General features: G+C 60.4%; 4 protein-coding genes. All 4 read right to left on the bottom strand.

Translation table 11 applies throughout. The annotated features are described in order from the left end of the window. Positions 1–259: 259 nt before the first annotated feature. The gene (locus AC13RM_RS19135) at positions 260–736 is read right to left on the bottom strand and encodes a chemotaxis protein CheW (protein ID WP_113231563.1); all 477 of its coding nucleotides are present in this window, start codon (positions 734–736) and stop codon (positions 260–262) included. Positions 737–899: 163 nt separating this feature from the next. Further along, a complete protein-coding gene (gene rocF / locus AC13RM_RS19140; protein ID WP_374822776.1) occupies positions 900–1835 on the bottom strand; it encodes an arginase in 936 nt (311 codons plus the stop codon). Positions 1836–2190: 355 nt separating this feature from the next. After that, positions 2191–6375, bottom strand: coding sequence for a translocation/assembly module TamB domain-containing protein (locus AC13RM_RS19145; protein WP_374822773.1), 4185 nt, complete (start codon positions 6373–6375; stop codon positions 2191–2193). 65 nt (positions 6376–6440) lie between these two features. Beyond that, a complete protein-coding gene (locus tag AC13RM_RS19150) occupies positions 6441–8366 on the bottom strand; it encodes an autotransporter assembly complex protein TamA (RefSeq protein ID WP_374822770.1) in 1926 nt (641 codons plus the stop codon). Positions 8367–8631: the final 265 nt, after the last annotated feature.

The raw sequence follows: 8631 nt of genomic DNA on the forward strand, positions 1-8631 counted from the left end.
TGGATTAATGGCATCGAAGCGGGCCGCCGCGCTCGTCGGCACGCCGAAAACGGCGTTCCGCAAGGGATGGTCGGAATGTAGAGATTGTATTTTCTTTCCTCGCCTCACAATCGATGATGGAGTTGTCTCCCTTAATTTTGAGTAAAAATTAGATAATTAGAAATTATAATTTAAATAAAACATAACTAACTAAAATACTGAAATAATAAAAAACCGCCGCGAGAGAACGGCGGTTTCTTAGAAAGACTATGCGGCGAAGTTAAGCTGCAAGTTCGTCTGTTTCGTTTTCCTTGAACATCTTGGCGAGGTTCAGGAAGCAGATCATGCCATTCTCCGTGGCGATGATGCCTTCGCAATAGGCGCGATCGAAGGACGCGGTCACTTCCGGCACCGGCTGTACCTGGTTGGACGCGATCGTCAGGATATCGGAGACGCGATCGACCAGCATGCCGATAACCATGTTATGGACTTCGGCGACGACGATGGCGCTGCGCTCATTGGCGACCGTGCTCTGCATGCCGAGCTTGTAGGCGAGGTCGATGATCGGGATCACCGAGCCGCGCAGGTTCATGACGCCGATGACATCGGCCGGCGCGTGCGGGATCGGCGTCGACGGCGCCCAGCCGCGGATTTCGCGGATCGTGGTGGTCTTGACGCAGAATTCCTGATCATGCAGCCGGAAGGCAATGATCTCCAGAGTATCGCCGCTAAAGCTGGTGGAATTGATCGTGGCCATGAACGTTCTTCCCATTGAACCCGTGACGCCGAATTCGACGCGTTATTGGCACGATAGAGCAAGAAGATTGCTTAAACCTAAATCTATACAAGCAGTTTCGACTGGATAGTCTTACGCCGTATGATGTCGGGAAGGGGTCGCCCCGGAAAGGAATGGAGCCCCTTTAAGCGGCTCGGGTCGGGCGATCGAAGATGCGCCGACCGAAGAGGCTTGCCGCCATTTCCACGAGAACACGGGCGCTCTTGCCGCGATCGTCGAGGAACGGGTTGAGCTCGACGAGATCGAGCGACGAGACGAGGTTGCTGTCGGAGAGCATTTCCATGATCAGATGCGCTTCGCGATAGGTCGCGCCGCCCGGCACGGTGGTTCCGACACCCGGTGCGATATCCGGATCGAGGAAATCGACATCGAAGCTGACATGCAGCAGGCCGTTGGCTTCGCTGACGGTATCGAGCACCTTACGCATGATGGCGGCGACGCCTTGCTCGTCGAGGGAGCGCATGTCGAAGACGTTGACGCCGTGTTCGCGGATTTCCTCGCGCTCGCGCGGATCGACGGAGCGGATGCCGACCTGGAAGACCTTCGTCGGATCGACCAGCGGCCGCCCGGCTGGCAGAACGTCCTCGATCTCGGCCTCACCACAATAGTAGGCGACGGGCATGCCATGAATATTGCCCGAGGGTGAGGTGGCCGGCGAATTGAAATCGGAGTGAGCGTCGAGCCAGAGCACGAAGAGCGGGCGACCAACCTCCGCCGCGTAGCGGGCCATGCCGGAGACGCTGCCCATGGAGAGGCTGTGGTCGCCGCCCAGGATCAGCGGGAAGCCGCCGGACGATGCGACATCATAGACCTTTGCTTCCAGTGCGCGCGTGAAAGCGCCGACAATCTTCAGATTGTGGGCGTGGGGATGTTCCGGCAGGTCTGCGGCCGGCGCCGGATGCAGGTCGCCGCTATCCGTGACGCGATGGCCAAGTTCGGTCAGCGTGGTTTCGATGCCTGCGATGCGGAGCGCCGTCGGACCCATGCCAGCGCCGCGGCGGCCGGAACCTTCCTCCAGGGGAACGCCGATCAGGGTAACGGGAGTGGATAGCGTATTCATCAGCATTGCTCCGAGGGTTAGAGCGATTCCGGAAAAGTTAGCAGCAGCTTTCCGGAACGGGGTAAAAAACACAACGACATAGATCAGATCGGGGCCAGGAAGAGCCGATTGGTCCGAATGATGTTGCCTTGCATTATCAATTGTCTGGATGACAGCAAAAAGATGGAAAATTGTCCAGAATCAACCGGCTTTCGACAGATTGATCAATCCGATTGCGCAGAATGATAAGCCCACGGGCAATCTTCATGCGAGCTCGCGCTGCGCAACAATGCGCACATCTTCGTTTCCTCCTTGCCGCGGCGTGGCGCTCGGCAAACCACTCGACGATAGTTTGTTCTCGCGGGAGAGGTGTTCCTCAATATTCGTGCTCGTAGACGACGCCGGCTTCCCCTGCGCCGTCAGATCCCGCCGCGCCGCGCAGCTTCACGCCGCGACCGACGTTGAAATTGATGATGGCCTTGGTGTTGTTGGAGGCGCCCTGCTGTAGTTCGATATAGGTGCGTTTGTTCAGGTACTTGCCAGCGCCGACCTGTGCCTGGCCGTTCGCATCCGTCGAGATGTCGAGATCGTCGACGCCGAGATGGCTGCGCAGGCCTTCGAAGAGCGAGGTGGAACGTCCGCCGGCCAGCTGGCTGGCTGCATCGGCGAGCTGGGCGATCTGCATGGCTGAAAGCTTCGACATGGACTGGCCGAAGATCAGCTGCGCCAGCACCTCGTCCTGCGGCAGGGCCGGCGATGAAGAGAAGCCGATCTGCGGGTCGGTCGCCAGACCGGTGACATCGACGGTTATGGTGGTGGAGCCTGCGGTCGATGTCGCTTCCATGTTGAGCGCCGGCGTCAGGTCGCCGCCGAAGGTGATCTTGCTGCTATCGGTGAAATCCAGCCGGCGGCTCAAGATGGTCAGACGCCCGCGCCTCATGGTGAAACCGCCGGACACGATTGGTTCTGCTGCCGTGCCGCGCACCGTGATGTTGCCGCCAAGTTCGGCATCGATGCCGCGGCCGCGCACGAAAATCTGCGAGGGAGCGTCGAGCTGCAGATCGATGCCGAGGGTCGTCGATTTGCTGCGCGGCGCCTCCGGCTTCTGGTCCTTGAACTGAGCATTGACCGCAGCCGGGGCGTTCTTGTGCTTGATGTTGATTTCCGAAAGCGAGGCCGGCAGTTTCTGCGGCACGGTGATCGATGCCTTGTTGATCCTAAGATTGCCCGTCAGCATCGGTGCGGTCATCAGCGGTCCCTTGATGCCGAGCGTGCCGTTGACGGTCGCGGTCACGAGGGTTCCATCGACATAGGTCGCGTTGTTGAACTTCATCTGGATATCGGCTGGAAAGCCGCTATCCGGGGTAATGCCGACCGTGCCGCTGCCGGAGATGCTGCCGCCGCTGGTGAGATTGCCGCTCAGCCGTGAGATGACGGCTTGCCTGCCGTCGAGCGCAACAGTGACCGCAAGGCCGCTGAGCGTGAGGTTTCGCCGAACATCGACCAGCTTGGCGCCGTCGGTGGTAATCGTGCCTGATATGGCGGGTGCCGCCGTCGTGCCGCCGATCTGCATGTCGATTTTCGCCGTACCTGTCATGACCAGGCCCTGGGCGGCCAGCTGGCCTGCCAAAGCGTCGAACGGCAGATTACCGGCAAACTTCAGCGCCATCGCCTTGTTGCCGGCAATGGCGACGGTGCCGCCGCCATTCAGCGCCAAGCCGCTCTGGCCGGTCAGGTTGGTGTTGATGGTGACGACATTGTCGGCGAACTTGCCTTCGGCCTTGATGCCGAGCTGTGCGAGGCCGGCGGCTTTTGTCTGGCTTGTTGCCGCGCCCGACCAGTTGGTCTGGAAGACAACGGCGGGCGAGGTCGCCTTGCCGGTGACCGCCACCGTGCCCGAGATGACGCCCTCCGCCGCCAGCGTAGGCGCAAAGACGTTGGCGAGGCTTGCGGGCAGGTTGGCGATCTTCGCATTGATGTTCAGGGCTTGCCCGGCAGTGCCGTCGACAGTCACCGAACCGCCACCGGTCTGAAGGGTCAGGCCGTTCATCGAGGCGATGCCGTCCTTGATGACGATCTTCGTCGGCGATGCGAGCTTCACCGGTATCGTGCGCGGCGCGCCGGCGAACGAATCAAGATTGACCGTCGTCTGACCGCCGGCTGTCTCGACGCTGCCATGTGTCGTCAGCGGCGCGTTGTCATAGGCCGATTTCAGATCGAAATCCGTGTGGCTGCCCTGCTGGGTGAAGGTCAGATTGAGTTCGGCGATGCGGTTGGCGCCGGAGGCGATCGTATCGGCGCGGATGCTGCCATTGGCGGAGAAGGCCTTGAGATCGTCGACGGCAAGCGCCACGGCCGGCTTGCTGATGATGAGATCGTCGCGGCGGATACCATTGCCATTGGCGTTGACCTTCAGGCCGATCTTGCCGTTGGTGCTGGCGATATCAAGCGAGCCCTTGAGGTCACCCTCGGCCTTCTGTCCGGCAAGCGCGGCCAGCAGGCTGAGATCCGGCAGGTCGAAGGTCAGCGCGCCGGTGGGCTCGAAGCTCGGCGACAGATCCAGCTTGCCCTGCAGCTTGTTGGTTCCGATTTCGGCTGCCAGTGACGGGATGCTGGTGCGGCCATCTTTGGAAACGGCGTCCGCGGTGATACGGATCGGCTTGCCGTCGATCGCCCCATTTGCCTGGATGTTTGCCTCCGGCGCCTTGGGATCGGCGGTGCCGGTCACGCCGATATCAAGCGTATCGAGCAGCCGTCCCGCCAGTTTGACATTGACGGCCTTGACGGTCGCGTCGATGCCGATCGCGCTCAATGGCCCCTTGGCCTTGAGACCGATATCGGCCTGTCCTTGCGCGTTCGGGACGAGCTTGGAAAGGTCGAGCACCTTGCCGGATAGATCTGTGGTCAGCGATTGGTCGTTGAGCGCGACATTGCCATTGATTTCGGCGACATTGGATTTCACCGCAAGATTGGAGAGGGTCATCTTGGTGGGCACCGTGCCGGCGACCTGACCTTCCAGCGAGATCGTGCCCTCGAACTTGTTCGAGATACCATCCGGCAGAACTCCGGGCAGGGCGAAGAGCTTGAAATTGCCCGTCAGCGCCTTCGACGACAGCGTATATTTGCCGTTGACGGTGCCGCCGATGCTGGCGCTTTCCAATGTCGTATTGTTGAAGCCGATCGTGTCGGGCGAGAGCTGCAGCGGCGCGGTTAGGGCAATCGGCGCGCGGATCAGACGATTGAGGTCGGAGCTTGCGAAAGCCGTCTGACCAACGACGAGGCGAAGCTGCAGTGGGCCGGACATGCCGGTGAGGTTGAAGGCATCGCTTCGGGCACTGAGATTGATCTGTCCGATATTGCCCTGCGGGGTACTGGCGCTGTCGAGTGCTGCCTTGGCATCGATCTTCACCGATTGGGCAGCACCCGTCAGCGCGATGTCGACCCGCGAGATCAGGGCGCGGGCCTCGCCATTTTCCATGGGCCACCGGAAATCGACGGGGCCGGAGGTGCCGATCAGATTGGCATTGAGGCTGTTGTTGCCGGCGGGATCGAGCGTGCCCGATGCGGCAAGCACGGCGCTGCCGGTGGCGAGATTGCCGGTCTGGATATCGATCTTGCCCTTGCCGTCGAAGGTCGCGGAAAGATCGATGGTGGTCTGGCCGGCAAAGAGCGCCCGCATGGTCGGCGGCAGGAGTGAATCGACATCGCCGCCGCCTTTGACGTCGATGTGGTGCAAGCCGTCGTTTGAGAGGCTGTGGTGACCGCTGATGGCGACGGTCGGCTTGCCGTCGAGGGCTGCCTGCAGCTTGCCGGCCCAGTTGGAAAGGGGGCCGTCGCCGGAAAGGTCGATGTTGACGGCCGGACCGCCCGGCAGGTGCAGCAGCCCGGCCAGCATGCCGTCGCGCGGCTCGGAAATCTGCGTCTTCAGTTTCAGCTGATTGTCGCCCGGCGCAAAGGCGATATCGGCGGAAAGCTTGGCATCGGGCACGTCATGGCGGCTGGCATTGATCATGAGCCCCATACTGCTGCTGTTTGCCTTGACGCTGCCGTCGGCGGCAAGAACAAAGTCTTGTCCGGCGACGGCCTGTCCGACGCGAAGATCAGGCAGGGCGATGGCGCCGATATCGATGGCGATGGGCAGGGAGAAACCGCTGGAGCTTGCCGGCTGCGTTGCCGGTGCGGGTGCGACCGTCGAAACCGGCAGCCGTTCGAAATCGACGACATCGGCCGCGACGCGATCGGCATGGAAAGTGCCTCTTAGCAAGGATAGCGGAGACCAGTCGATGGCAAGGTTCTGCACCTTGGCATAGGGGCCTTTCGTGTCGGATACAGTGATCGAACCGACCCTCAGATTGCCGTTCAGCAGTCCCGAGGGCGCGGCGATGGCGATGGTGCGATCCGGCGTAGATGCGAGCTTTGCCACCTGATCGACGGCATAACCGGTTACGGAGGGTACCAAGCCGACGACGAGCACAGCCGCGATCACGAGCAAGAGGATCGCTACGACCGCATAGGCGATCCAGCGCACCAATTGCCCGAGAATTCGAATCAATATGCTCATGAAAGCGACAGTAGCCTCAATTTCGTAACCGTGTGCTGAAAGGCCCGCGACAACTCTGCGGTTTATCAGAAGGCCTGTCCGATGCCGGCATAGATGCCATAAGATGTGCCATTGTCATATTTCTTCAACGGCACGGCGACATCGAGCCTGATCGGACCGAAGGGCGTAGCGTAGCGCAAGCCCACGCCGGCGCCAATGCGCAGATCGGACGCGTCGGGCAAGACGCTGTCGGTAACGCTGCCCATATCGACGAAAGGTACGATGCCGATCGTATCGGTGATCTTCACCCGCGCTTCGAAAGAGGCGGTCACATAGGAACGTCCGCCCGTTTCGTCCCCATGGGAGTTGTAAGGCGAGATTTCCTGATAGCTGTAGCCGCGCACCGAGCCGCCGCCGCCGGCATAGAAACGCCGGGTGGCAGGAATGTCCTCAATGCTGTTTGCACCCAGCAGCGAGCCCGCGGCAAGCTTGCCGGCGAAGACCACGTTGTTGTTGGCGCCTATGCCCTTGTAACCGGTGATCGAGCCCTCGAAGGAGCTGAAAACCGTGCCGCCCATTGCCTCATAGCTCGGCTTGGCGCCGATGGAGGCACGATAGCCTTCGGTAGGGTCCAGCTTGTTGTCGCGCGTATCGCGGACATATTCGAGTGGGATCGCGACCGTCAGATAATTCTGCTTTCCGAAGGCGTCGGTCGTGTCCTTTTCGTAGGACACTTCGCCACCAGCGGAAACGGTATCCTGATCGTTGATTTCGTAGGCGAGACCGGCGCTCGCCGTGGCGGTATCAGCGTCGTAGGCGTCCGGATGAAGGCTCTGCACCTTGAAGCCCGCCGTGAAGGTCGCCGAGGGGTAGAAGGTGGCCGGCCGGACATAGGTAATACCTGCGGTGTAATCCAGCTTGCCGACATCCGTGGTCTCGCCGATGCGGGAGACAGATCCCTCGATACGCAGTGAATCCGCGCGCCCCGTCAGGTTGCGGTGGCCCCAATAGCCCTGCAGGCCAAAACCGTCGATGGTGGAATATTGTGCGCCGACACCGAAGAAGCGCTGCTTGCCTTCCGACACCTCGATGGTCGTGGGGATGCTGCCATCCGGCGCGAGCTTGTCCGCCTCGCGGATGGTGACGCTGGAAAAGACGCCGAGCTTTCTCAGGCGATCCGAGGCTTTCTTCAGCTCGTCGGGCGAGTAGGGCTTGCCTTCGTTGATGCGGGCATAGCGCTTGATGAAATCCGGATCGACCGATTTTTGGCCGGTGACGCCGACATTGCCGAAGGGAGCGACGGGACCGCTTTCGACCTTCAGCGAGACATCGACGGTATTGGTCGAATGATCGGCGACGACTTCGCGTTTGTCGAGCTTGGCGAGCGGATGACCCTCGTTCTTGAAGTCGGCGACCATCTTGTCGCCTGCCTTCAGAATGGTCAGCGAGCCGGCATCGCCGCCGCGCACGAGGCCATAATTTGCCGGATCGAGCCTCGCGGCGTCGCCGAGCAGATTGATCCTGCCGAGTTTGAAGACCGGGCCGGGATCGACGCTGATCGTGACCGCAACAGGCTTGGTGCGGCTGAAGGTCGGTGTCGGCGGCAAAGCATCGAGGGGGGTGCCGTTGACGGTGATGGTGACCACGCCGCCATAACGGGCCTTTTCATAAAGTGTGGCTATCAGGCGATCGCGGTCATCACGCGCCTTCACGACGACGCCAAGGTCGCCGGATACGGGCTTCTTTTCATCGGAAACCAGCATCGAGCTATCGCTCAATGCGTCCTTGAGATCCTTGTCGAGATTGTCCGCCTTGAAATCGACCGTGTAGCGGACGGGATCGGAAACCTGATCCGCCGTTTCGTCTTCACCCCAGAGCTTGATGCCAAAGAGTTTGAATGCAAATGCATTTTGGGCGCACACCGGACCGAGCGCCAGCACTGCCGCAACCGCTGCCACGGTTCCTGCCTGCCGATACGCAATACTCTTTCTCGGTTCAGTTCTTTTATGCATACGCCGCTTTACGGTTACATGAGAACTTACTCAGTTTGACGTTTCCCGGGGGTTAACGCGCGGCCACCATAGAGGCAAAAGTCTCTTAGGTGTACCGTTTTGGAGTCAAAAACCGGGAAAATATGCCCATTAATGCGTGAAACCCTGAGGTTCTTGCCCGAGTTCTCATATATTCGAGTGGCCTGAAAAACAGCCTCCTTGGGTTGTCAAGGCCATGCGACAACCAGGTCTCGCCGCGCTGTCAAAGACATTTGCCGCCTGAATA

The organism is Martinezella sp. CNPSo 3732 (assembly GCF_057784515.1).

Coding starts and splice junctions, on each gene's coding strand:
- AC13RM_RS19150 (WP_374822770.1), bottom strand. CDS start 8,366: ATGCATAAAAGAACTGAACCGAGAAAGAGTATTGCGTATCGGCAGGCA.
- AC13RM_RS19135 (WP_113231563.1), bottom strand. CDS start 736: ATGGCCACGATCAATTCCACCAGCTTTAGCGGCGATACTCTGGAGATC.
- AC13RM_RS19145 (WP_374822773.1), bottom strand. CDS start 6,375: ATGAGCATATTGATTCGAATTCTCGGGCAATTGGTGCGCTGGATCGCC.
- rocF (WP_374822776.1), bottom strand. CDS start 1,835: ATGAATACGCTATCCACTCCCGTTACCCTGATCGGCGTTCCCCTGGAG.